The following is a 22852-nucleotide window of genomic DNA, read 5'->3' on the forward strand; positions in this document are numbered from 1 at the left end:
GGACGGCCCATCAGCAAGTTCGCATCGCCGAGCAAATCTGTCGCGTAATTGGCGCTATCCATGCCGGATAATCCTGCCACGCCGGAGCCGCGCAACAATTGCAACAGCACAGTTTCGGCCTGATCGTCCTGATGATGCGCGGTCAGCAACAGCGGGACATCGTGGGCGCGGCACATATCGCCCAATGCAGCGTAGCGGCTTAATCTTGCCGCTTCCTCGATGCCGTTTTTTTCCTTCTTGCCGACCTGTACCTTGCGCGCATCGAATGCGATATTCAACTCTGCGCACTGCTGCCCGCAATGTGCCAACCATTCATCGGCATTCGGACTCAGGCCGTGATGTACGTGAAAGGCGAATATTTCTATCTGATGCAGCTGGGCGTATGCATGCACCAGATGCAGCAACACTGCCGAATCCAGTCCCCCGCTATAAGCAATGGCTATTTTTTGCGCAGCAGATCCGGAAAGAGAAACGCGCGTCCGGATTTCCCCTAACGCGCGTTCAAATTCACTTTGCGTTGCCGCAATGTCTTTATCGATCAAGGCTCATTCCGGTGTGTTGATCTCTTTGAATTTTCCGTAGCTCATCAACTTTTCATGGCGAGCAGCCAGCAAATCCTTGGTTTTCATGCCCTGGAACTGACGCACGGTATCCGCCAATGCACGCTTGACCAGTGCCGCCATCTGTTTCGGATCGCGATGCGCACCGCCCAGTGGTTCATTGATGATCTTGTCGATCAAACCCATTGCCTTCAAGCGATGTGCGGTCAGGCCCAAGGCTTCTGCCGCATCGGATGCACGCTCTGCAGACTTCCACAGGATCGATGCGCAACCTTCAGGCGAAATCACCGAGTAAGTCGAATATTGCAACATCAAGACTGCATCGCCGACTGCAATCGCCAGCGCACCGCCGGAACCGCCTTCACCGATGATGGTCGCGATGAGCGGCACTTTCAATTCAGCCATCACATACAGATTGTGACCGATCGCTTCCGACTGGCCGCGTTCTTCCGCATCAATGCCGGGAAAGGCGCCTGGCGTATCGACAAAGGTAAACACCGGCAGATTGAATTTTTCAGCCAGCTTCATCAGGCGCATCGCCTTGCGATAGCCTTCCGGTTTCGGCATGCCGAAATTGCGCAGACTGCGTTCCTTGGTATCACGCCCTTTTTGATGGCCGATCACCATGCAAGGCATGCCGTTGAAGCGCGCCAGACCGCCGACGATGGACAAGTCGTCGGCATAGCTGCGATCGCCGTGCAATTCGTGGAAGTCGGTAAAGATTTCATTCACATAGTCCATTGTGTATGGACGTTGCGGATGACGCGCAATCTGCGACACCTGCCATGGCGTGAGCTTGGCGTAGATATCTTTGGTCAGTTGCTGGCTTTTTTTCGACAGTCTATCGATCTCTTCCGAGATATCGACTGCAGAATCATCTTGTACAAAGCGCAGCTCTTCGATCTTGGAATCGAGTTCTGCAATCGGCTGTTCAAAGCCGAGAAAAGTCGTTTTACTCATCGTGCCTCCTTCTGATCAACACGAGGTGGATATATATTCATATGGCTGCTCAAGCTGGTGCGTTCACCGCATCAAGACTGCGCCACAGGTACCAGGTTGCCACCGTACGGTAAGGCTCCCAATTGGCGGCGACTTCCCGCGCATCGCTGCGGGAAACCGGCTCACCGGAAAAATAGTTACGACTGATGCCTGCCAGCAAACCGAGATCGTCCAGCGGCAAAATATTCGGCCGGAGCAGATTAAATATCAAAAACATCTCCGCTGTCCAGCGTCCAATGCCGCGAATTTGAATCAAATCGGCAATAACGTCCTCATCCTCCATCTCGGCCCACTTGTCACAATTGACACGTTTCGCCTTGAAATGGTCGGCCAGATCGAGAATGTACTCTGATTTTCGCTTGGATAAGCCGCAGCTGGTCAGCTTGTCGCCAGCCTTGATAACCTGCACGGGCGTGCATTTCGGACAAACTTCGAGAAAACGCTGCCACACGCTATCAGCGGCCTTGACGGAAATCTGCTGGCCGATGATGGAGCGCGCCAAGGTTGAAAACGGCTCACCGCGGCTGGCCAGATGCAAATCGCCAAATTGCGGAATCAGCTTGCGCATGATGCGGTCGCGTTTCATCAACTCGACCTTCGCCTCCTCCCAGTAGACAGGCAGGATGCGCATTTCATCGGCGGCAGTCATTTTCCCCATCCAGCTCTACGCCCTTCGCCACTCGGTTAAACCGCCGGGTTTATCTTCCAGGATGATGCCTTTTTCCAGCAAGGCGGCACGAATACGATCCGCCTCGGCAAAGTTCTTTGCCTTTTTTGCATCTACGCGTGCAGTGATTTGTCCGGCAATAAATGCTTCCATCTCGTCAGCACCGTCAATACTTGCCAATCCTGCATGCAGGAATTGCTGCGGCGGACGCTGCAAAAGACCGACTATACCAGCCAGCTTGACCAACTGGCGCGCCAGTACCGGTGATTTTTTCCTATTGATTTCATTTGCCAGTTCAAACAACACGGCAATCGCCAGCGGCGTATTGAAATCGTCATTCATTGCGTCGATAAAACGGACTGCATGTGCCTCCGTCATATCCAGCGGCAGATGATCGGGCGCCACTTCTTTCAGGGCCGTATACATGCGCGTCAGGGCATTGCGCGCATCGTCCAGGTGCGCATCGGAATAATTCAACTGGCTGCGGTAATGCGCACGCAAAATAAAGAAGCGCACAACTTCCGCATCGAATTTTTCCAGTACTTCGCGTATCGTGAAAAAATTGCCCAAAGACTTGGACATCTTTTCATTGTCCACGCGCACAAAACCGTTATGCATCCAGTAATTGACAAAGGGATGCCCGCTCGCGCCTTCGGATTGCGCGATTTCGTTTTCATGATGCGGGAATTGCAGATCGGCACCGCCGCCGTGAATATCGAATTGTTCGCCGAGCAATTCGCAGGCCATTGCCGAACATTCGATATGCCAGCCCGGGCGGCCGCTACCCCATTTGGACGACCACTTCACCTCTTCCGGTTCGGCTTCTTTCGACGACTTCCACAATACGAAGTCCAGTGGATCACGTTTTCCCGTGTTGACATCAACACGTTCGCCGGCGCGCAGATCGTCCAGCGACTTGCCGGACAATTTTCCGTAACCGGTAAAATCGCGCACCGAATAATTGACGTCACCATCGGATGATTTATATGCCAGACCGTTACGTTCCAGCGTTTCGATCAAGCCCAGCATTTGTGGCACATAGTTCGTCGCGCGCGGCTCGTGATCGGGTTTTTGTACACCCAGTGCAGCGGCATCTTCATCCATCGCATCGATGAAACGCTGCGTCAGTTGCGAAATTGATTCGCCGTTTTCTGCCGCCCGCTTGATGATCTTGTCATCAATGTCAGTGATATTGCGTACGTAAGTGACATCGAAACCGGAAGCACGCAACCAGCGCTGCACCAGGTCGAACACCACCATCACGCGCGCGTGCCCGATGTGACAATAGTCGTACACCGTCATGCCGCACACATACATCCGGACTTTGCCCGGATCAATAGGAGTAAACGGCTGCTTCTCACGCGCCAGCGTATTGTAGATCTTCAGGGCACTCATGAATGGTTGTCTGTTTCGGCCAGGAATTTGTTACAAGCCTTGATACGCATCGCCATCGATACGTATCAGCTTATCCACGGCACTGATGCGACAATGTCGCAAAACACTTTGTCATACTTCTTTTGATAAAATGCACGTTTTTGCGGCAGTATAGCATTGATGAAATTTCCTCCCGTCACCAGAATGATGGTGAGGCTTCAGCAATGCGACAACAAATTTGGCAAACCGCAAACACCCGATACTTAACTTGCAAACGGGACGGCATAATATGATAGTGCCGCCTTTCCTGCAACCGCAGCATCGAATAAATTCCTGCCAGGCGGACTGACACTTACTTGAAAAAAGCGAGCATCAGCAGCCGGCATTTTGCAACCTGTCCATCCAGAATGAAAGAAGTCCGTATGAAATTTTCCCGTCGTCGCGCCCTCTCCATCGTCGCAGCCCTGTCGCTGTCAGGTGCATTGCAACTGACGCATGCAGCCGATGCGCCGCAGGTTTTGCTAAAAACGAATATGGGCGATATCGTGCTGGAACTGAATCAGGACAAGGCACCGAAAACAGTAGAAAATTTTCTGCAATACGTAAAAAGCGGTCAGTACAACGGTACGATTTTTCATCGCGTCATAGGTGACTTCATGATTCAGGGCGGGGGTTTCGACAAGGACATGCGTGAAAAAGCAACGCGCGCACCTATCCAGAACGAAGCGCAAAACGGCTTGAAAAACGATACCTACACAATCGCGATGGCACGTACCGGCAATCCGCATTCTGCTACTGCGCAATTTTTCATCAATACGCAAAATAACAATATGCTGAACTATCCAGGCCAGGATGGCTGGGGTTATGCGGTATTCGGCAAAGTCGTCAAAGGCACGGAAGTCGTCAACAAGATCAAACAGGTAAATACCGGCAATCGCGGACCGCATCAAAACGTACCGCTGCAAGCAGTGATCATTGAATCCGCTACCATTACGCAATAATTTTTTTACTTCACACCTAACAAGGACTCATATGGCTGTCATCCTCACCACCAACCACGGCAAAATCACGATTGAACTCGACGCAGAAAAAGCGCCAAAAACGGTTGAAAACTTTCTTGCCTACGTCAATTCCGGCCATTACGCCGGCACCATTTTCCATCGCGTGATCGATGGTTTCATGATCCAGGGCGGCGGCTTTGAACCAGGCATGAAACAGAAGCCAACCAACGATCCGGTTGAAAACGAAGCGAAAAACGGCCTCAAGAACGATATCTACACATTGGCAATGGCACGTACTTCGGCGCCGCATTCGGCTTCCGCGCAGTTCTTCATCAACATCAACAACAACACCTTCCTCGACTATCCAGGTCAGGATGGCTGGGGTTACTGCGTATTCGGCAAAGTCACTGACGGCACCGATGTTGTGGAAAAAATCAAATCCGTCAAAACCACGCGCAGCGGCATGTTCGCCGATGTGCCGGTGGAAGACGTGATCATCGAAAAAGCAGAAGTGATCTAAGCATAGCTATCGCCTGATTATTTTCGACGCACATTCGACGCATAACATGACCACTTCATCTTCTGCATCGAACCAGCAAGCGCAGCCGGAAACGGCTGCGCTTTTTGTTTCTGACCTGCACCTGCAGGCGGCGATGCCACGCACCACCCAGGCATTTTTTGATTTTCTGCAGCGGCACGCCAGCAAAACCCGACAACTGTATCTGCTCGGCGATATCTTCGAGGCATGGGCCGGTGATGACGATATGGCAGATGCCTACAACCAGCAGGTCGTGGACAAGCTGAAACAGTTGAGCGACGCCGGCATTGCAATTTTCTGGATGGCCGGCAACCGCGATTTTCTGGTCGGCCGGGAGTTTGCTGCGACGACCGGCATCACCCTGCTGCCCGATCCCTTCGTGACGACGATTGCCAACCGCCCGCTGGTGCTCACGCACGGCGATGCCTACTGTACCGACGATGAAGCCTATATGCAGTTTCGTGCGCAGGTACGGCAAGATGAGTGGCAAAAGAATTTTCTTGCGCTGCCACTGACGCAACGCAAGGACATCATCGAAAGCCTGCGTGCCGGCAGCCGTGCAGCGCAGCGCGACAAGTCTTACGACATCATGGACGTCAACAAGAACGCCATCGCCGCGCTATTCGCCCAGAGTGCCAGCGCGACCATGATCCACGGCCACACGCACAGACCGGCGCGCCATGACGAAACGCACGACGGTCAGACACGCACACGCTATGTATTGTCGGACTGGGATCTGGATGGCGCTGTGCCGCGTGGCGACTGGCTGGCGCTCGATGCGGCCGGGCAGATCACACGCCACGCTTTGCATGGCGCAATCATCGCAGATTAGACTGCGATGAGCGAGGGCGACAGCTTATTCGAACTGCTGCCTGAATTGTTGCAATTGCGCGGCAAGTGCCGCGACTTCTTCCCTTAAGGCGCCGACTTCGCCTTCCAGTTGTGCAATACGATCCTGCCTGGAAACGCCGGCTGCAGCGCTAGCCGCATACGTTGCGCCTTCGGCTGTTTCCGGAAAACTTTCACCGCACAGCAGCGATGCATAGCGTGCCTCCTTGGTGCCGGGAGCGCGTGGCAGACGCGCAACCAGCGGCGGATATTTATCCATCAGGAATTGCAATCCTGCTTCGACGTCGGCAATCGAGGCAAACTCATGCAGGCGACCGGAGCGGTTGCGGATTTCACCAGCCGTCTGTATGCCGCGCAGCATCAGGATAGTCAGCACTGCCAGCTTGTCCTGCTCCAGCGACCATTTCATGCGCAGCCGATGTTCATACTTGCTGACGCGCGCGCCGGCCTGATTGACTTCGGCAATGAATTTTTCCTGTATCAGGCGCTGCAGGATATCCCGCACTTCATCTTCGCCCATCGCCATCACAGGATCGCGGCTGGTCAACTGATTGCAGCCATTGGTCAGTGCATTGAGCGACATCGGATAACTATCCGGCGTCAGCGCTTCTTTTTCCGCCAGGACGGCAAGCACACGCATTGCGCCCGTATCGAACATGGCTTGCGGTTTTTCCTGCGCGTCGGATTCTGTGGAGGTGGGATGCATTACTTCGGTATTCATGTCTAAACGCTTATTTAACCAGCTTGCTTAATCAGCTTATTTGATCAGCCTACTCAACCAGCTTGTTCATCTGTTCGGGGTCGAATTTTTCTGCTGCGGCCAGAGTCTCGCAATCAATGCCGGCGCATTTCAACGCGGCCAGAATTTTTTCGATTTGATGTTCCTGCGTGGCCGCATTGTCGATCAAGCCGTGCAAGGCCTTGGAGAGCGGATCGTCGCCATTCGGGGTTACGCCATAGGACGCAAACATGCGTGCCGCAGCCTGGTCGCGGGCATCATCCTTGAGGATAATCCGCGCCGGATTACCGACCGCTGTCGCACCTGCCGGCACTTCCTTCACGACAACGGCATTTGATCCGACCTTCGCGCCCTCACCCACGGTAAACGCGCCCAGTACTTGCGCACCGGCACCTATGATGACGCCATTGGCCAGCGTAGGATGACGCTTTGCGCCCTTGCTCAGTGAAGTCCCGCCTAGTGTGACGCCTTGATAGATCGTGCAATCGTCACCGATCTCTGCAGTTTCACCAATCACAACGCCAAAACCATGGTCAATAAATACGCGACGACCGATTTGTGCACCGGGATGAATTTCAATCCCGGTCAACCAGCGTGCAATATGCGAGGTAAAGCGTCCCAGCCATTTCAAGTCGTTTACCCAGAACCAATGTGCCCAACGCTGCATGACGATCGCGTGCAGGCCCGGGTAGCAGGTAATGACTTCCCACACGCTGCGCGCGGCCGGGTCGCGGGCAATGATGTTGGCGATATCTTCTTTAATGCGACTGAACATGAGATGAATAATTATGCGAGAGATGCTTAAGCAGCAATATTAGCCTGTTATGACAATGCCTGACGAGTACCGGATTTTCATCCGGCATCCCGCCTGCCATCGCCGGATCTGCTACGAACCGGTAGCGATGCGTTGCCGGCGCGCTTCGTACAGACAAACGCCGGAAGCCACAGAGACGTTCAAGCTCTCGACCGAACCGAACATGGGGATGCCAACCAGCACATCGCAGGTTTCACGCGTCAGGCGACGCATACCCTCGCCTTCCGAACCCATTACCAGTGCTGCAGGGCCGGAGAAATCGGCTTCGTACAAGCCTTTTTCAGAATCGTCGGTAGTGCCGATCAACAGAATGTCGCGTTCCTTCAATTCCCGCAAGGTACGCGCCAGATTCGTCACCGTAATGTAAGGCACGGTATCAGCAGCGCCGCTGGCGACTTTGGCAGCCGTCGCATTCAAGCCGACCGCCCGATCTTTTGGAGCAATCACGGCATGTGCACCGGCGCCATCGGCCACCCGCAGACAGGCGCCCAGATTGTGTGGATCGGTAATGCCGTCCAGTACCAGCAACAAGGGCGGACCGTCGATTGCATCGAGCAGTTCATCCAGATTGCGCGCCAGTGACAATTCGCCAGCCTTGGCAACCACGCCCTGATGGCGGCGCGTGCCGACTATGCTGCTCAGACGTGCGTCATCGGCGGCAATGATGCGCACCTTGGCCGCTTCCGCAGCACGTATCAAATCCTTCATGCGCTGATCATGACGGCTGGCGTCGATATAGATTTCTTCTACCGAAGAGGCTTCATGACGCATACGCGCCGTGACGGCATGGAAGCCGAAAATCATCTTGCTCTTCATTTTTTATCGTTTCTTCTTGCTTGGTTTTACCGCCGGTGGGCGTTGTTTGTTGGGTGTGGCAGGCGGACGTTTGGCCGCCTTGGCCTTTTTCGCAGGTGCAGTATCGACAGCTTTCACAGCTCCCTTCACTGCATTCTTCGCACCTTTTGGCTCACTTTTTTGCTCGCCTTTTTTCGTGCGCTGCTGATGTTCGGTATCGGCACGACGGGCTTCGTTCTTCAGAACCGTGCGTATGCCGGGTTCATTCACCAGACGCAAATCAATCTTGCGCGCATCCAGATCGACACGGCTGACCTGGACCGTGACACGATCGGTCAACTGATAACGGATACCCGTACGCTCGCCACGCAATTCATGGCGCGCTTCATCGAACTTGAAGTGGTCCGCACCCAATTCGGTCACGTGCACCATGCCTTCGATGAACAGCGAATCGAGCTGTACGAAAATACCGAAGGTAGCGACACCGGAAATCACGCCGGTAAATTCCTCACCCAGCTTGTCGCGTATGAAATAGCATTTGAGCCAGGCTTCCACGTCACGCGAGGCCTCATCGGCACGCCTTTCATTGGCTGAACAATGGATGCCCAGCGCTTCCCAGATTGCCAGATCGCCTTCGGCTTTTTCGCGTTGTTTTCCTTCCGCCTTGTCCTGCGCATGCTTTTTGCGCGCGGCGGACGACAGCATCGTATTCAGCGCGCTGGTATCCATACCTTTAGGCGTGTAACGCTTGCCTTGGAGGATCGCCTTGATGGCGCGATGCGTGAGCAAATCAGGATAGCGGCGAATCGGGCTGGTGAAATGCGCATACGCTTCATACGACAAACCGAAGTGGCCGATATTTTCCGGACTGTAAACCGCCTGCTGCATCGAACGCAGCAACATCGTTTGCAGCAGCAAGGCATCGGGACGGTTCTTGATCTTCGGCATCAGCTCTGCATAATCCGAAGCGCTAGGTTTGTCGCCACCGCCCAGATTCAAACCGACCTGCTTCAGGAAGGTACGTACCTGGTTCAGTTTCTCTTTCGTTGGCAAGGCGTGCACGCGATACAAACTCGGATGCTTGTGACGCTCCAGCAGATCGGCAGCACATACATTGGCTGCCAGCATGCATTCTTCAATCAGCTTGTGCGCATCATTACGCGTACGCGGCAATATCTGTTCGATCTTGCCGACTTCATTGCAAACGATATAAGTTTCCGTCGTTTCAAAATCGATTGCACCGCGCGCGTGACGGGCCTGCAGCAAGGCGTGATACACGCCATGCAGATGCAACAGATGTGGCACCAGCGTTGGGCGCTTGGCAGCTTCTATGCCTTTGGTATTGCCCAGTATCGCTGCCACTTCGGTGTAGGTCAGACGGGCGGCAGAATGAATCACCGCCGGATAAAACTGATATGCCTTGATCTCGCCCTTGGCAGTGATCACGGCATCGCAAACCAGCGTGAGACGATCGACGCCTGGATTGAGCGAGCACAAGCCATTCGACAATTTTTCCGGCAGCATCGGAATTACGCGACGCGGAAAATACACCGAGGTGCTGCGTTCCAGCGCATCGACATCCAGCGCTTCATTCGGTTTCACGTAATTGCTGACGTCGGCGATCGCCACGATCAGACGAAAGCCGTCGGCGCGACCGATCTTGCATGGTTCGCAATAAACGGCATCATCAAAATCGCGTGCATCTTCACCGTCAATCGTGACCAGCGGCACATCGCGCAAATCAACGCGATCGGTCAAATCAATTGCCCGCACTTCGCTTGGCAATTTGGCGGCAGCTTTTTTTGCCTCTTCAGAAAACTCGTGCGGCACACCGTACTTGCGCACGGCGATTTCGATTTCCATGCCGGGGTCGTCGATATCGCCCAGCACTTCAACGATCTTGCCGACCGGCTGACTGAAACGCGATGGTTGTTCAGTCAATTCAACACTGACAACCTGTCCTGTTTTTGCCTTGCCGGGCGAACCGGCCAGCATGATGTCCTGGCCTATGCGCTGATCTTCAGGAGCCACGATCCAGACGCCGTTTTCATTCAGCAAGCGACCGATCACATGCGTGTTGGCACGTGCCACCACTTCGACAATCGTGCCTTCTGGACGGCCGCGACGGTCGGTACCGATGATGCGTGCCTGCACGCGATCGCCGTGCAGCACTTTTTGCATTTCTTTTTCAGGCAGGAAAATGTCGGCACTGGCGTCGTCCGGAATCAGAAAACCGAAACCGTCGCGATGACTGCTGACGCGGCCTTCGATAAAATTGGATGAATGCGCGAGTTGATAATTTCCGGTTCGATCAGGCTTGATCTGTCCGTCGCGCTCCATTGCATTGAGGCGGCGCATCAGGCCGTCCATTTCGTCAGGTTTTACACCGAGTACGGTTGCAAGGGATGACGCATCGTGCGAGCTGGTCGCCGTGCGTAAGATGCCGAGAATTTCCTCGCGGCTGGGAATGGTATAAGAGTATTGGCTCAAAAGCTGTTTCGATTAATTGTTGTTGGAACGGGAGTCAGTGTAACGGACGGTGACGATGTTTGCATAATAAGTCAGCAATCATGCAAAATGATTGCAAACGACGATTGACATTCAAGTGATTTCCGCTATACTGCTCATCTTTCAGAAGGCCCACGTGGCGGAATTGGTAGACGCGCATGGTTCAGGTCCATGTGCCGCAAGGTGTGGGGGTTCGAGTCCCTCCGTGGGCACCAAGTTATTAAAACCCCGTTGATTCGTCAACGGGGTTTTTCTTATTTCAGGCTGCGTTTTTCTGCTGCCTTCTCATTACAAAATTCATTCACCACTTTTTACGCTGCAATAAAAATCGATAGTGCCTGCAAAAAGTGACAGGCCGGTGACTGAACGCAACTATCCCTATTCTGCATCACCCTTCTTCATCCATGCTGCCAATTGGTGCGGCCGCAAACCATCGTACTCTTCAAATGGCTGATGTATCCAGGGATTGTGCGGCAAATAATCGAGATAGAAGTCAGGCTCAGTCGATGAGCAAGCCTTGTACCAGATGACGGCGGATCTGACTTCTGTCACGGCGGGGAATTGTTCGGCAAGATGGCGCTGCACTTCTGCCAGCGTGACACCGGAATCCACCAGATCGTCGAGCAGCAATACCTTGCCGCCTAGCGATCCGTTGATAATCGTGATGTGCTTGGCAATGTCGAGTGTGCCTTGCGTAGTGCCCGCCTCTTCGCGATACGAGCTGGCCGAAAGTATCGCCAGCGGCACATCGAAGATGCGGGAGAACACATCGCCCGGACGCAAACCGCCACGGGCCAGACACAAGACCTGATCGAATTTCCAGCCGGATTCATGCACCAATAAAGCCAAGCGTTCGATTGCATGGTGATATTCATCCCATGTAACCCACAAATCCTTGTCGCTTGATTCAGGCATCGTGCATGTCGCCGGCCGCAGCAATTCTTATTTGAATGGATGACGCAATACGATGGTTTCTTCGCGGTCAGGGCCGGTAGAAATCATGTCGATAGGCACGCCGACCAGTTTTTCGATACGATCGATATAGGCGCGCGCATTGGCCGGCAAGGCTTCCAGCGTTTTTGCTCCCACTGTCGTTTCTTTCCAGCCCGGCATTTCTTCGTAAATCGGTTCGCATGCTGCCGCATCTTCCGCACCAACCGGGAAGATATCAACAATCTTGCCATTCAATTTATAGCCGGTGCAAATGCGCAGTGTTTCCAGGCCATCCAGCACGTCGAGCTTGGTAAAGCACATGCCCGTCACGCCATTGATCTGCACCGAACGCTTCAGCAAGGCTGCATCGAACCAGCCGCAGCGACGTGCACGACCGGTAACGGTGCCAAACTCGTGGCCAACGGTAGCCAGATGCTTGCCGACACCTTGATCGGTCGGCAATTCGGATGGGAATGGACCCGAACCGACACGCGTGGTGTAAGCCTTGGTAATGCCGAGGATGTAATGCAGCATGCCTGGACCAACGCCCGAACCTGTCGAAGCATTGCCTGCCACGCAATTGCTCGATGTGACGTAAGGGTAAGTACCGTGATCGACGTCCAGCAAGCTGCCTTGCGCGCCTTCAAACAAGAGGTTTGCACCTGCATTGTAAGCAGCATACAAGGCACTCGATACGTCGCCAACCATAGGTTTCAGGCGCGGCACATCTGCCAATGCTGCATCCAGAGTTTTTTGGTAATCAACGGTCGGCACCTTCAAATAATTCGCCAACACAAAGTTGTGATAATCGAGGTTTTCCGCCAGTTTTTCTGCAAAGCGTTTTTCGTTCAGCAAATCGGCTGCACGAATCGCGCGACGCGCAACCTTGTCTTCGTATGCAGGGCCGATGCCTTTGCCGGTAGTACCGATTTTTGCATCGCCACGTGCGACTTCACGCGCCACGTCGAGTGCAGTGTGGTACGGCAGAATGATCGGGCACGCTTCGGAAATTTTCAGACGCGATGGCACTTCAACACCGATCGCATGCAGCTTGTCGATTTCGCGCAGTACGTCAGGCACCGAGAGCACCACGCCATTGCCGATGTAGCACGCCACGCCTTCGCGCATAATGCCGGACGGGATCAGCTGCAATGCGGTTTTATGGCCACCAATGACCAGCGTATGACCGGCGTTATGGCCGCCCTGAAAACGCACCACGCCTTGCGAATGATCAGTCAGCCAATCGACGATCTTGCCCTTGCCTTCATCGCCCCATTGAGTACCGACTACGACGACGTTTTTTGCCATGCTTTTTGTAGACATCACTTAACCTAAATTTTTAATAATCCAGTTGCCATCTTCAAGTACGAGTACGCGATCGCACTCGAACTCATCCTGATCGTTTTCATGGCCGGAGAGACTTTGAATAACAATTTCTCCTGCCTTGCGCAATGCGCCGATTTTTGTACGTAATGCCGGTTCGCGTCCCCATGGTGCGCGTATGGCGAGCTTGGGTTCTGCGCCAGGCAACAAGCGCGCCAACTCGCGCAAATCCATCGAGAAGCCGGTAGCCGGACGCGCCCGACCAAACGCTTCGCCAACGTGATCGTAACGGCCGCCGCGTGCCACTGCGTTCGGCAGGCCGGGAACGTAGATCGCAAACATGACGCCGCTTTCGTATTGATAACCGCCAAGGTCGGCCAGATCTATCGTCACGCTTGCCTCACCAGCCAGGCTGACCAGCGCAGTCAATTCATCCAGGGCCGTATCGATTCCCGGCAATGTCGGCAATATTTCGCGCGCCCGTGCAATTACCGACACATCGCCATACAAACCTGGCAAGGCCAGCAAGGCGCGGCGCGTATCGGCGCCATAGGTCAGCGTCATTTCCTGCAGCGCAGGAACATCTTTCGCCCGCAGGAAAGTATACAGCGCGTTCTCGTCCTTTTGCGCCTGAATATCGCTTGCAATAATTGCACGCAATACGCCCACATGGCACAAATCGAGTCGCACCTGCGTAAAGCCCGCCAGTGCCAGCGAGGCCAGCGCCAGTTCCTGGACTTCAGCATCCGCTTCCAGACCGCCATGACCGTAAACTTCCGCACCAATCTGCAAAGGCTCGCGCGTCGCATGTAAACCATTCGGTCGCGTTTGCAGCACGCTGCCGCAATAACACAGGCGCGTGATGGAAGCACGATTGAGCAGATGGGCATCAATGCGCGCCACTTGCGTCGTCATGTCTGCACGTACACCCAAGGTGCGACCGGACAACTGATCGATCAGCTTGAAGGTGCGCAAGTCCATATCCTGCCCGGCACCAGCCAGCAGCGATTCCAGGTACTCGAGCATGGGTGGCATCACCAGCTCGTAGCCGTACAGGTGGAAATTGTCGATGATGAGGCGACGCAATTCTTCAATTTTGCGCGCTTCTGACGGCAAAACATCGGCAATATTTTCAGGCAACAGCCAATTGGGCATAACAGGAAATGAAATAGGTCAGAAAAATAAAATAGGCACGGCTTACACGCCAACATAATGGCCAGCGCATGATCCGCAAGCAGAATCATACCTGACCAAATTTATTCGCTTTGCAAAACACCGGCGCTAACAAAAAACACTGCCGCGCACAACCCGGAACTTGCGTCCCGCAGCAATTGCACGGCAGTCCGTATTATTTCTTTGCAGCGCCGCTACCGGCTGTCGGATTTTTGAAGTATTTAAAGAATTCGGAATTCGGATCGATGACGAGCATATCGTTACGCGTTTTAAAGCTGCCGCGATACGCCTCAAGACTACGGTAGAACTTGTAGAACTCGGGACTTTGGCCGAATGCCTGCGCATAAATCTGCGACGCCTTGGCATCGCCTTCACCGCGAATCTGCTCCGCATCACGATAGGCTTCCGCCAGAATCACGGTACGCTGGCGATCTGCATCGGCACGAATTTTTTCCGATTCTGCAGCACCGGTCGAGCGCAATTCATTCGCCACACGTGCACGCTCTGACTTCATGCGATCAAAAACCGAGGCGTTGATCTGCTCGACGTAATCGACACGTTTCAGGCGCACATCGACAATCTCGACGCCGATCTGCTTGGCTTCTTCGGTCACTTTTTTCTGGATGCCATCCATCACCTTGCTGCGCTCACCCGAGATCACTTCACGCACGGTACGTTTGGTAATTTCATCATTCAGCGCCGCTTTCACAATCTGCGCCATGCGATTTTGCGCGCTGCGTTCGTCGCCACTAAAGCTGACGAAATACAGACGTGGATCGACAATGCGCCATTTGACAAAAGCATCGACCAGAATGTTTTTCTTTTCCGCGGTGATGAAGCGATCTGCATCCGGCGTGTCCAGCGTCAGAATCCGTTTATCCAGAAAAACGACGTTCTGGAAAGGCGGCGGCAATTTGAAATGCAAGCCGGGTTCGTTAATCACGGTTTTGACTTCACCCAGTGCAAATACAATCGCGTATTGACGCTGATCCACCACGAACATGGTCGAGAAAAATACGCCGACCACAATCACCAATGCGATGACGATAGAAATAAGACGATTCATTATCGGCTCTCCCGATCACGGGAACTACGACTATCACGAGTACGGGAATCCTGCGGCAATTGCGTCTCCAATGCGACTGAATCAGATGGTAATGATGAAGGGCTGGCAGCAGAAGGAGCGACTGCGGCTCCGGCAACAGGCGCAGCAGTTTGTGCAATCAGCTTGTCCAGCGGCAGATAAATCAGATTGTTGCCGCCTTTTGCATCGACCATCACCTTCGTCGTGCTTGAGAAAATCTTTTGCATCGTTTCGAGATACATACGGTCACGCGTCACTGCGGGCGCTTTTTGATATTCCACCAGCACCTGCTTGAAGCGTGAAGCTTCACCCTGTGCGTTGGCCGTCACACTGGAACGATAAGCTTCCGACTCTTCCATCAGACGCGATGCGGCACCACGGGCACGCGGAATCACGTCATTGGCATACGCCTGGCCTTCATTTTTTTGCCGTTCGCGATCCTGGCCTGCCTTCACCGCATCATCGAACGAAGCCTGCACCTGTTCCGGCGGCTGTACGCCCTGCATCGTCACGTTGGTAATCTGTACGCCCGCCTTGTAACGATCTACAATTTCCTGCATCAGCTGGCTTGTATCGAAGGCGACTTTTTCACGGCCTTCATACAGTACAAAGTCCATCTTGCTGCGGCCGACAACTTCGCGTATCGCCGTTTCGGCGACCTGCTTGACCATCTCGCCCTGTTCGCGATTATTGAATACCCAGTCGGATGCGTTTTTCAATGTGTACTGAACCGCGAACTGGATATCGATGATGTTTTCATCTTCCGTCAGCATCAACGATTCCTGATGCTGCTTGTTTTTGATGTTGCCGCGATAACCGATTTCCACCGTACGTACTTGCGAAACGTTCACGGTTTCGTGGCTTTGAATCGGTGCCGGCCAGCGCCAGTTGAAACCGGCTGGCGTCATGTGGCTGTATTTACCGAAAGTGAGAACGACGCCAGTCTGACCTTCCTGCACAATGAAAAAACCGCTGACCAGCCACAGGAATGCAACGATGCCCGCAATGACGGCAGCACCAATGCCAGCGCCGCGCATGTCAGGCTTGAAGCCCGGACCGCCGGCGTTACCGCCATTGCCTCCGTTACCGTTGCCGCCGCCGTTTTTCCGGTTGCCGAACAGATTGCCTAAACGCTGATTGAAATCGCGCCACAATTGATCCAGATCCGGCGGGCCGTCGTTCGGCCGTTTGCCATCCTGATTCTTGTTGTTATCGTCAGAGCCACGACCCCAGCGAGGATCATTGAGCGAGAATTTCAAGCCAAATTTTTTGAGTAGGGAAACAAGCATTCTTTTGCGGTCCGGGCTGAAAAATAATGGGTTGGAATACCAAATAATTTTTATATATTGGCGTCGTCAGATGCAGCAAGCAAAACATCTTCAAGTCCAGCGGCGCGCTCTTTCGCACATTCGGCTATCGCTTCACGCAATAGATCCAATCCGCTTCCAGTCTGGGCACTGATAAAAACACGACGGATTTTATCATATTCATCACGCTCCAAAGCAGGTTCCAGCCCTGCCGCGTCAATCTTGTTCCAAACCAGAATCTGCGGGATCTGATCAGCGCCGATTTCGCGCAAAACTGCATTCACTTCTTCTATCTGCTCCATCCGTACCGGGCTGGCGCCATCGACCACGTGCAGCAGCAAATCGGCGTGGATGGTTTCCTCCAGCGTGGCACGAAAGGCAGCAACCAATTGGTGCGGCAACTCGCGAATGAAACCCACGGTATCGGAAATCACCACATTACCGGCTTCACCCAGATAAATGCGGCGCGAAGTCGTATCCAGCGTAGCGAACAACTGATCCGCCGCCAACATTTTTGTTTTGGCCAGAGCATTGAACAAGGTCGACTTGCCGGCATTGGTATACCCGACCAGCGACACTGAAAATGCATTGTTGCGACCCCGTGCGCGGCGCTGGGTTATATGCTGCTTGTGCAGCTTTTCCAGCTTGGCACGCAAGGCTTTCACCCGCACACCGAGCAAACGGCGATCGGTTTCCAGCTGTGTCTCACCCGGGCCACGCAGGCCGATACCACCCTTCTGACGTTCCAGATGGGTCCAGCCGCGTATCAAGCGCGTAGACAAATGTTGCAGTTGAGCCAACTCAACCTGGACTTTACCCACATGGCTTTGAGCCCGCTGCGCAAAAATATCCAGAATCAGGCTGGTACGGTCGACCACCCTGATCTTCAGGTGGCGCTCCAGATTGCGCTGCTGCGCCGGCGACAATGCGTGATTGAAAATGACAATGTCGATTTCATGATCAACGATGGCATCTGCTATTTCATTCGCCTTGCCTGAACCGACGAACAAGGCAGCGTCCGGACTGGCACGCTTGCCGGTGATCGTCATGATCGGTTCAGCACCTGCCGATCTTGATAGAAGGGAAAGTTCTTCCAGGCTTGCAGCGAAATCGCCTTTGCCAAAGTCCAAGCCTACCAGCACGGCGCGCATATCAACCTTGCGCCAGTTGCAGGATGACGCGGGTGTTATTCAGCGTCTGATTCAAGGCTCAGATTCACCGCACGTGCAGGAACAACTGTGGAGATTGCGTGTTTGTAGACCATCTGGGTAACGGTATTACGCAGCAAAACGACGTATTGGTCGAAGGATTCGATATGACCCTGGAGTTTGATGCCATTGACGAGATAAATCGAAACGGGGACGTGCTCTTTGCGCAGTGCATTGAGAAACGGGTCTTGTAACAGTTGCCCTTTATTGGTCATGACAGCTCCATTGTGTTGTTGTGATTAGGAGGTTGAGGCATCTTGCTTATTTTCAAGTGCCTCTCTCAGTGGGAATGTAATCGATTTCGAGTTTTTCCGCCAAGCCGGCTTATTTTTCCGACCGGCTGAAAGGATTTTTTCCACTACGTAACTCGATACGTAGTGGAGTCCCAACCAGTGAAAAAGTTTCCCGGAAGTGCTTTTCAAGAAAACGTTTGTAGTTGGCATCGATCGATTCCAGCGCATTGCCGTGAATGACGACGATAGGCGGATTCATGCCACCCTGATGCGCATAACGCAGTTTCGGACGAATCGAACCCTTGCGACGTGGCTGCTGATGCTCGACTGCTTCAATCAGCGCACGCGTCAGTTTAGGCGTGGACAGATTGGACATCGCCGCAGCGTATGCGCTGTCAACTGATTTCATCATCGGGCCGATGCCGCTCGATTTGAGTGCAGAAACAAAGTGCGTTTTCGCAAACGACAGGAAGCCCAGTTTGCGCTCCAGATCGATCTTGATTTCATCGCGTCTGTCACTGGTCAAGCCATCCCATTTATTCACGCCAACCACCAGCGCCCGGCCGGATTCCAGAATGAAGCCGGCAATGTGTGCATCCTGCTCGGAAATATCCTGCTGCGCATCGAGCAATAACAGTACGACGTTCGCTTCGGAAATCGATTGCAGTGTTTTAACGACAGAGAATTTCTCGATCGCTTCAAACACCTTGCCGCGACGACGGATACCGGCCGTATCGATCAGCGTGTAATGTCTGCCTTCGCGCTCGAACGGAATTTCAATCGAATCGCGCGTGGTGCCCGGCAAATCGAATGCAATCACGCGCTCTTCACCCAGCAGGGTATTGACCAGTGTCGATTTACCCACGTTCGGACGACCGACAATCGCCAGCTTGATGCTTCTGTCGTTGGAAACCGGCAGTTCTTCTTCCGGCGGGCGCTGCGCAAAAGCGATATTCAGCGACTCCTCCACCAGATCGGTAACGCCATCACCATGCGCCGCGGAAATCACATACGGATCTCCCATGCCGAGCTCATAGAAATCGGCAGTGACCGTGGTGTACTTCATGCCTTCGGCCTTGTTCACCACCAGCATCACGGAGCGACCGGATTTACGCAGGAAATCGGTAATGGTTTTATCGTGCGGCGTCAGTCCCTGACGACCGTCTACGATAAAGATCACGACATCGGCTTCGGCCACGGCCTGCTTGGTCTGCTTGGCCATTTCATGCATGATGCCTTCCTTGGCAACAGGCTCGAAACCACCGGTATCAATGACCAGAAACGGACGTTCGCCCACACGGCCTTCGCCGTAGTGCCGGTCACGCGTCAAGCCCGGAAGGTCAGCGACCAACGCATCGCGCGACCGTGTTAGTCGGTTGAATAGCGTGGATTTGCCGACGTTAGGTCGACCTACAAGTGCAATAACCGGCTTCATCTAATTGTTTACTCAGCCGCGACAGCGACCAATGTTCCTGATTGAGTTTGAAAAATAAAATTCGCGCCGGCGCTGGCCGGTGCGGCAAGAATCGGACTGCCATCGGTGCTGATACGCGCCGCCAGCAAGCCATCTTCTTTCGAGAAAAAATGGATATAACCCTGATAATCGCCCACCGCTACCAGACGACTGGAGCTGATCGGTGTCGACAGACGGCGATTAGCGAGTTGATTGTTGCGCCAGGCACTGACGCCGCCATCGCGCGCAAACGCGTTCAATGCACCGCGTTCGTCGGCAGCATAGACAAAGCGTTCGTCGACAGCCACGCCCACATCGCTGGACAAGGCTTTAGCCCAGCGCGGCGTACCGCTGACTGCATCGAAACAGGCTACACGGCCTTGATAAGCGACCGCGCACACATCACGACCGGAGACAACAGGCGCACCGGAAATGTCGGCGATACGTTCCAGTTCCGTCGTCCCGCGCGGATCGCCTACAGCAACTTCCCAGCGTGGTGCGCCGTTATTCAAGGTCACCGCCAACAGACGACCACCGGCCAAGCCGACATAGGCATTTGAATTCGCAATCGTGATGCCTGGTGATGTACGCAAGGTCAAGGCTGGCGCCGTACGTTGCACGAACCATTTGCGCGCGCCCGTTTCTGCATCCAGTGCCACAACACGATTGTCCAGGCTGCGCACAATGACTACGCCTTGCCCTACTGCCGGAGTGGACAACACTTCGCTGCTGGCTTGCGCCTTCCAGCGTTGCTTGCCATTGCCGTCGAATGCCAGCACCGTTCCTTTTTCACCCGCCACCACAATGGTGTCGCCATCGCTGCCGACCCCTGCCGTCAGTTTGCTGCCGGCATTGATATTCCATATCGAGCGCCCGGTTGCTGCATTGATGCGCGTAATCGTGCCATCTGCCGCCGCCGTGAAAACGTCACCGCCGACTACCGCTGGCGTAAAGACATATTGGTCAGCCTTGCCTACACGCTCCGACCAGACCGTACGCACGGTTGCGGTTGCTTTTACTTCAACCAGAGCTGCAGGTTGATTGCGCGTCGATGGTTTGCTTGCAAACGGATTGAGCGAGGACATGAACGAACATCCCGTCGTTGCCACCAGCAATCCGGCGCCCAGAACTTTTAATGTGGCATTTGATGTAATACGCATCGTCTTCCTTAAGCGTGTATGCAAGCTTGTCTAAAGAGCTTGTTCAAGCAGTTTATGTAAGCCGCTTATCAAGCAGCTTTTTTCGCAGCAGCGCCGCCAATGGCATCCAGTTTTATCTGGATCAACTGACGTCCAGGGTTTTTTACATCGGTTTTTTCCAGTGCAGCCTGATAAGCCGTACGCGCCTCGTCCAGCTTGTTTTGCGCCACCAGGATGTCGCCCTTGCGATCTTCAACCACACCGGCGAATTGCGCCGGAAAACTGGCTGACAGTAACTTCATGCCTTCGTCGTAAGCCTTTTCATCCAGCAGGATACCGGCCAGACGTATGCTTGCAATCGCCTTGTAGTCGTCGCTGACGCCCTTGTCTATTACCCACTGCAATTGTGCTTTTGCCGCTTTGAAATCATTCGCATCGAAGGCGGATTTAGCCGCAGCCAGGGCTGTCATTTGCGCATAAGCAGTGCCGGGGAATTTCCCTTCCATATCGGCGGCAACACGCTGCACCTGTTCCTTGTCTTGCGCGGTCACGGCCTTCTGCAACTCTTCATACAGTTGTGCAGCCTGATTGGCCTGCTTGTTCTGGTAAGCACCCCAACCTGCCCAGGCAGCATAAGCACCCAGCACGATAATCAGCAACCAGGTAACCAGATTGCCGTATTGATTCCACCAGGATTTAAGGCTGGCGAGTTGTTCTTGTTCTGCGTGATCGTATGCCATAGTGGTCTGCTATTAATGATGATAGTGAACGTGATCGGCGTGATCATGGTCATGATCATCGCCAACGATTTGGTCAACCAGATAATCGGCAATGCCTTCGAATGCGACTTCCGATTGCCTGCCTTCTGCATCGCGCATTTCCTTGACGACGGCTGCGCCTTTTGCGATTTCATCTTCGCCGATAATCACGGCATAAGCTGCACCGCTATTGTCTGCACGCTTCATCTGCGATTTGAAACTGCCGGTACCGGTCGACGATGCGCAATGCAGGACGACATCCAGGCCGGCATCGCGCAAGCGTTCTGCAACAACGGATGCCTGCAGTTGTGCCGGCTCGCCTTGATGCACGAGATAAACATCGCATTGATTCGGCGTAAATTTTTCGCCGCTGGCTTTCATCAGCTCCAGCAAACGTTCGACACCCATGGCGAAACCGCAAGCCGGCGTCGGTTTGCCGCCGAACATTTCAACCAGCGGATCGTAACGACCGCCGCCGCAAACCGTGCCTTGCGAACCGAGTTGATCAGTGACCCACTCAAACACGGTGCGATTGTAATAATCCATGCCGCGCACCAGACGCGGATTGATCGTGAACGGAATCGCATTGTGATTCAGAATTTTCTGCACACCTTCAAAATGCGCACGCGAATCTTCGCCCAGATAGTCGAGCAATTTAGGTGCCGCATTGACCATATCCTGCATGGTCGGATTTTTCGTATCCAGAATACGCAATGGATTGCTGTGCAAACGCTTTTGCGCTTCGGCATCCAGCAATTCGGCATGTTGCTCAAAGTACGCAATCAGATCGGCTCTATGCTTGTTACGTTCCTCGGCATTGCCGATCGAATTCAATTCCAGGCGCACATCCTGCAAACCAAGATCGTCCCACAAACGCTGGCACATCATGATCAGTTCAGCATCAATGTCAGGGCCGGAAAAACCAATCGCCTCCGCACCGATTTGATGGAACTGACGATAACGGCCGCGCTGCGGTCTTTCGTGACGGAACATCGGGCCTGAATACCACAGACGCTTGGGGCCATCGTAGGTCAGATTGTGTTCCAGCGCAGCGCGCACCACACTTGCCGTACATTCCGGGCGTAAAGTCAGTTCATCGCCATTCATCGAATCGGTGAAGGAATACATTTCCTTTTCGACGATATCGGTGACTGCGCCCAGGCCGCGTGCAAACAAGGCGGTCGGTTCGACGATAGGCGTACGAATTTGCTGGAAGCCGTAACTTTTCAACACCGTGTGTACGGTATTTTCAAACAATTCCCACAAAGGTGCATCGGTTGGGAGAATGTCGTTCATTCCCTTTACGCCGACAATTTTTTCTATTTTCTTGGTATCTGACATTTATTTTTAAAAACTTATCTTTAACTTGTTTGATGCTGCCTGATGTTTTTTACTTA

Annotated in this window: 22 protein-coding genes and 1 tRNA gene; 4 read left to right on the forward strand and 19 right to left on the reverse strand. The window is 53.7% G+C overall.

Annotated elements, in window-relative coordinates:
- The 4 genes from tilS to cysS all read right to left on the reverse strand — a co-directional run.
- Window positions 1-542: tRNA lysidine(34) synthetase TilS (tilS, locus tag ABWP27_RS04020; RefSeq protein ID WP_353153693.1), on the reverse strand; the 542-nt coding region annotated here is incomplete at its 3' end.
- A gap of 3 nt (window positions 543-545) precedes the next feature.
- Window positions 546-1520 carry an acetyl-CoA carboxylase carboxyltransferase subunit alpha gene (locus ABWP27_RS04025; protein ID WP_353153696.1) on the reverse strand — a complete coding sequence of 325 codons (975 nt, stop codon included), beginning with the start codon at window positions 1518-1520 and terminating at the stop codon, window positions 546-548.
- Window positions 1521-1569: 49 nt separating this feature from the next.
- Window positions 1570-2217 (reverse strand): DNA-3-methyladenine glycosylase family protein, encoded by a 648-nt coding sequence (locus tag ABWP27_RS04030; protein ID WP_353153699.1) that lies wholly within the window; start codon window positions 2215-2217, stop codon window positions 1570-1572.
- A gap of 6 nt (window positions 2218-2223) precedes the next feature.
- Window positions 2224-3621 (reverse strand): cysteine--tRNA ligase, encoded by a 1398-nt coding sequence (cysS, locus tag ABWP27_RS04035; protein WP_353153702.1) that lies wholly within the window; start codon window positions 3619-3621, stop codon window positions 2224-2226.
- A gap of 401 nt (window positions 3622-4022) precedes the next feature.
- Here cysS and ABWP27_RS04040 point away from each other — a divergent pair, with 401 nt between their 5' ends.
- Genes ABWP27_RS04040 through ABWP27_RS04050 form a run of 3 tightly spaced genes read left to right on the forward strand, consistent with a single transcriptional unit; the run spans window position 4023 to window position 5971 of the window.
- Window positions 4023-4601 (forward strand): peptidylprolyl isomerase, encoded by a 579-nt coding sequence (locus ABWP27_RS04040; RefSeq protein ID WP_353153705.1) that lies wholly within the window; start codon window positions 4023-4025, stop codon window positions 4599-4601.
- 31 nt (window positions 4602-4632) lie between these two features.
- A complete protein-coding gene (locus ABWP27_RS04045; protein WP_353153708.1) occupies window positions 4633-5121 on the forward strand; it encodes a peptidylprolyl isomerase in 489 nt (162 codons plus the stop codon).
- A gap of 46 nt (window positions 5122-5167) precedes the next feature.
- Complete coding sequence (locus ABWP27_RS04050) at window positions 5168-5971, forward strand: UDP-2,3-diacylglucosamine diphosphatase (RefSeq protein ID WP_353153711.1); 804 nt, start codon at window positions 5168-5170, stop codon at window positions 5969-5971.
- Between the two features lie 24 nt (window positions 5972-5995).
- Here the strand turns inward: ABWP27_RS04050 and ABWP27_RS04055 are convergent, their stop codons facing one another.
- From ABWP27_RS04055 to rnr, 4 genes are all read right to left on the reverse strand, one after another.
- On the reverse strand, window positions 5996-6709 hold the full coding sequence (locus ABWP27_RS04055) for a YceH family protein (protein WP_353153714.1): 714 nt from the start codon (window positions 6707-6709) through the stop codon (window positions 5996-5998).
- 49 nt (window positions 6710-6758) lie between these two features.
- Entirely contained in the window at window positions 6759-7502 is a 744-nt protein-coding gene (gene cysE, locus ABWP27_RS04060; protein ID WP_353153717.1) for a serine O-acetyltransferase, read from the reverse strand.
- Between the two features lie 111 nt (window positions 7503-7613).
- The gene (gene rlmB, locus ABWP27_RS04065; protein ID WP_353153720.1) at window positions 7614-8357 is read right to left on the reverse strand and encodes a 23S rRNA (guanosine(2251)-2'-O)-methyltransferase RlmB; all 744 of its coding nucleotides are present in this window, start codon (window positions 8355-8357) and stop codon (window positions 7614-7616) included.
- Between the two features lie 3 nt (window positions 8358-8360).
- Window positions 8361-10826, reverse strand: coding sequence for a ribonuclease R (rnr, locus tag ABWP27_RS04070; protein ID WP_353153723.1), 2466 nt, complete (start codon window positions 10824-10826; stop codon window positions 8361-8363).
- 148 nt (window positions 10827-10974) lie between these two features.
- Here rnr and ABWP27_RS04075 point away from each other — a divergent pair.
- A tRNA-Leu gene (locus ABWP27_RS04075) sits at window positions 10975-11059 on the forward strand.
- A gap of 163 nt (window positions 11060-11222) precedes the next feature.
- Here ABWP27_RS04075 and ABWP27_RS04080 read toward each other — a convergent pair.
- The 11 genes from ABWP27_RS04080 to hisS all read right to left on the reverse strand — a co-directional run bounded on the left by ABWP27_RS04080 (window position 11223) and on the right by hisS (window position 22796).
- Window positions 11223-11759, reverse strand: coding sequence for a phosphoribosyltransferase (locus ABWP27_RS04080; RefSeq protein ID WP_353153726.1), 537 nt, complete (start codon window positions 11757-11759; stop codon window positions 11223-11225).
- Window positions 11760-11786: 27 nt separating this feature from the next.
- Entirely contained in the window at window positions 11787-13100 is a 1314-nt protein-coding gene (locus ABWP27_RS04085) for an adenylosuccinate synthase (RefSeq protein WP_353153729.1), read from the reverse strand.
- 3 nt (window positions 13101-13103) lie between these two features.
- Window positions 13104-14255 carry an ATP phosphoribosyltransferase regulatory subunit gene (locus ABWP27_RS04090; protein ID WP_353153732.1) on the reverse strand — a complete coding sequence of 384 codons (1152 nt, stop codon included), beginning with the start codon at window positions 14253-14255 and terminating at the stop codon, window positions 13104-13106.
- A gap of 193 nt (window positions 14256-14448) precedes the next feature.
- A complete protein-coding gene (hflC, locus tag ABWP27_RS04095) occupies window positions 14449-15339 on the reverse strand; it encodes a protease modulator HflC (protein ID WP_353153734.1) in 891 nt (296 codons plus the stop codon).
- On the reverse strand, window positions 15339-16646 hold the full coding sequence (hflK, locus tag ABWP27_RS04100; protein WP_353153737.1) for an FtsH protease activity modulator HflK: 1308 nt from the start codon (window positions 16644-16646) through the stop codon (window positions 15339-15341). The genes hflC and hflK overlap by 1 nt, the downstream gene beginning before the upstream one ends.
- A gap of 50 nt (window positions 16647-16696) precedes the next feature.
- Window positions 16697-17815 (reverse strand): GTPase HflX, encoded by a 1119-nt coding sequence (hflX, locus tag ABWP27_RS04105; protein WP_353153740.1) that lies wholly within the window; start codon window positions 17813-17815, stop codon window positions 16697-16699.
- 35 nt (window positions 17816-17850) lie between these two features.
- Window positions 17851-18087: an RNA chaperone Hfq gene (hfq, locus tag ABWP27_RS04110; protein WP_011870779.1), complete on the reverse strand. Its 237-nt coding sequence runs from the start codon at window positions 18085-18087 to the stop codon at window positions 17851-17853.
- 109 nt (window positions 18088-18196) lie between these two features.
- Complete coding sequence (gene der, locus ABWP27_RS04115) at window positions 18197-19540, reverse strand: ribosome biogenesis GTPase Der (protein WP_353153744.1); 1344 nt, start codon at window positions 19538-19540, stop codon at window positions 18197-18199.
- A gap of 8 nt (window positions 19541-19548) precedes the next feature.
- A complete protein-coding gene (bamB, locus tag ABWP27_RS04120) occupies window positions 19549-20718 on the reverse strand; it encodes an outer membrane protein assembly factor BamB (protein WP_353153747.1) in 1170 nt (389 codons plus the stop codon).
- 68 nt (window positions 20719-20786) lie between these two features.
- Window positions 20787-21437 (reverse strand): tetratricopeptide repeat protein, encoded by a 651-nt coding sequence (locus ABWP27_RS04125; protein ID WP_353153750.1) that lies wholly within the window; start codon window positions 21435-21437, stop codon window positions 20787-20789.
- 12 nt (window positions 21438-21449) lie between these two features.
- A complete protein-coding gene (hisS, locus tag ABWP27_RS04130) occupies window positions 21450-22796 on the reverse strand; it encodes a histidine--tRNA ligase (RefSeq protein WP_353153752.1) in 1347 nt (448 codons plus the stop codon).
- Window positions 22797-22852 lie beyond the last annotated feature (56 nt).

This window comes from Herminiimonas fonticola (assembly GCF_040395855.1).
GTDB lineage: Bacteria > Pseudomonadota > Gammaproteobacteria > Burkholderiales > Burkholderiaceae_D > Oxalicibacterium > Oxalicibacterium fonticola_A.